This window comes from Apibacter mensalis, assembly GCF_001418685.1.
In the GTDB taxonomy this organism is placed as follows: Bacteria; Bacteroidota; Bacteroidia; order Flavobacteriales; family Weeksellaceae; genus Apibacter; species Apibacter mensalis.
The window spans coordinates 1-2,382 of record NZ_LIVM01000030.1 but is presented as its reverse complement, the minus strand read 5'-3'; the positions used below and the strand labels follow the sequence as shown (position 1 = coordinate 2,382).

General features: G+C 32.1%; 2 protein-coding genes and 1 pseudogene. All 3 read left to right on the top strand.

Features of this window, described 5'->3' with window-relative positions:
- Nucleotides 1–73 precede the first annotated feature (73 nt).
- Nucleotides 74–1,180 carry a hypothetical protein gene (locus ASC36_RS10245; protein WP_055426394.1) on the top strand — a complete coding sequence of 369 codons (1,107 nt, stop codon included), beginning with the start codon at nt 74–76 and terminating at the stop codon, nt 1,178–1,180.
- Nucleotides 1,181–1,250: 70 nt separating this feature from the next.
- On the top strand, nt 1,251–2,096 hold the full coding sequence (locus tag ASC36_RS10240) for a hypothetical protein (protein ID WP_141656273.1): 846 nt from the start codon (nt 1,251–1,253) through the stop codon (nt 2,094–2,096).
- Between the two features lie 4 nt (nt 2,097–2,100).
- Nucleotides 2,101–2,382: pseudogene (locus ASC36_RS10235) on the top strand (hypothetical protein); the annotation flags it as partial.

Here is a 2,382-nt window from a genome sequence, read left to right as displayed (position 1 = left end):
ACGAATTAGAGGTAATAAGATAAATAAAACAGGCGGATAACTCCGCCGTTTTTTTATTAATATGGTTTTGATCATGGCAGAAACCTGCCGATACACCATACCCGTAAAAATTAATGTATACCCCGATATTGAGTGGGAATTTAAAGTTGAATATGCCTGTAAAAATCCAATAAAATATAGAGATTCATGGGTTACAATGAGGCAAGCACGAGTTGATGATGCTGTGAATAAGGCACAAGCTGGTGATATAGACGGATATGATGGAGATTTAGAGACTAAATTCAAAGTAGGTGCAGGTGTAACTTATAATAATGTTCAAAAAGAGATTTCATATGAATTTGCAGGAAAAATAAGACCTATTCTTAAAACATTTTTGAAAATAAAAAATACGATAAATAAGTTAATCGGAGGAAATGAAGCAAAAAATGGGTTTAATTTTTTACCGAAAGATATGCAAAACGCTTGTGCATCCCTTGCTGCTAAACTTAAAAGACAACCCGTAATGTTAGAAATAGGCTCTCCATCCGTAAGTTTTGAGTTAAATTATAAAAACGTATACAATCCCCCTTCCCCCTTGTCGGTAGTTCGTCAATTAGAAGCACACTTAAAATTTTCTCCTTTTTTAACCGGAAAAGGAACGTTAGACCTAATTGCGATTGCCTCCAGAATGCCGTATATTGGAGGCATAGTGAGAACGGTAGATACTGCACTGGTTGCCTTAAATATAAATGCTGTATTCGCTGTATCAGCAATAGGAGAAATAGGGTTTGAAATCATAGTATCGGGTTTATATCATGAAAAAACAGGATTTAAATTTTTTAACGAAAATAATTACAGTGTAAAAGCCAATGGTCGCTTTGGTTTAGAGGTAGAACTTTCCGCAAAAGGAGAGTGGAAAATAAAAACCTGGTTACTTTGGGGGGATGAACATACTATGAAAGCAGGGGCTAGCGCTACTGCCAGCAGTTTTTTTGAGCCCACACTCGGTTTTGTGGCAGATGAAAAGGGTCCCTATTTAGAAGGGGCTGTAGAGTTTACGGGTATTAAAATAGTCATGGAAATTTATGGGGAAATTGATGGTCTTAGAAAAAGTGCTAATAAAGATATCGTTATTGTTGAAGCACCGAAAGAACCTATTTTTGGAGGAAGAAAATATTTTAATTATGAAAATAAAAAGTAAAATTATATTATTAATATTTATACTATTTTGTAATGTTTCATGTTCACAAAATAATAATTATCAAAAAATTATGAAAGAAATAATCAATTTAGTTCCAAATTCACCAAATAAACAACCTGTATATTATGCTCCGGTTTATAGTAGTAATTGTAGATGGGATGTTTATGTGAATGATGTTTTGTTATACCATTTTCCTGCTAAAAAAGGCGATATTATAAATGTTCAATTGCCATTAAATATGCGAATATTAGCTTCAGGAAAGCAAATAATAAAAGTAATAATATATCCACTAGAAGGAAAAACTCATTTAGGCGAATATGCAACTTTTAAACTTCGGGGTGAATACTATCCAGATAAAAGAAATATGGAAGAATATGATTCTTTTTTAAATTTTGAACTCCCTTATGAACAGACTAAAGATTTACCTTATTTTGAAAAATCGTTTGAGTTTGAAGCAACAGTTCCTTATAAGCTAACGGGGTGGACAAAATCAAAAGATTTAACTAAGGTTCCTAACCTAGAACAAAAATTATTAGAAAAGTTAAAGGATCTTAAAAAAATTATTGAAGCTAATGATGACGCTAAATATCTTGATGCTATAAAAAATAGAGAAATCGAAAAATATACTTCTTTTTATAGTTCTAAGGAAATAATGGAATCAGCTCTTCAAGAGAACAAAATATCAAATCATTTTGATGATTCATATGATGTAGCTTTTTTGCCAATAGAAAATTACACTCTATTGTTACAGGGTAATAATAGGATCGTTGAATTAAGAATGGATGGCAATGACATGTATTTTTGGGGTATTCCTTTTAAAGGTAAATATAAAGACAATAATACAAACTTTGAAGGATCATTCAATTTCCGTTTCCACATACCCGAAGGCTCTGACGAGTTAGAGGTAATAAGATAAATTCATGATGAAAAAATTAATCAGCGTGTTTTTACTTAGTTGTTTTCTGTTTTCTTGCGGACAAGCACCAAAAACAGATAAACAAATAATTCAAGAAACTATGCAAGCAATTGAAATGCCTAAGCAGTACAAGCAAGAACCGTTCTATTATGTCGGAATTTACAGCGCTAATATTAAATGGGAACTATTTGTTAATGATGTACAAATGTTTGCCCATTATCAAGGTAAAATTACCAGTCCCATTGTTCCGTTAAATTATAATATACTGGGCAGCGGTAAACAAAAA

Excerpts from the sequence above, each read along its gene's own strand:
- ASC36_RS10245 (WP_055426394.1), top strand. The coding sequence starts at position 74 with ATGGCAGAAACCTGCCGATACACCATACCCGTAAAAATTAATGTATAC.
- ASC36_RS10240 (WP_141656273.1), top strand. The coding sequence starts at position 1,251 with ATGAAAGAAATAATCAATTTAGTTCCAAATTCACCAAATAAACAACCT.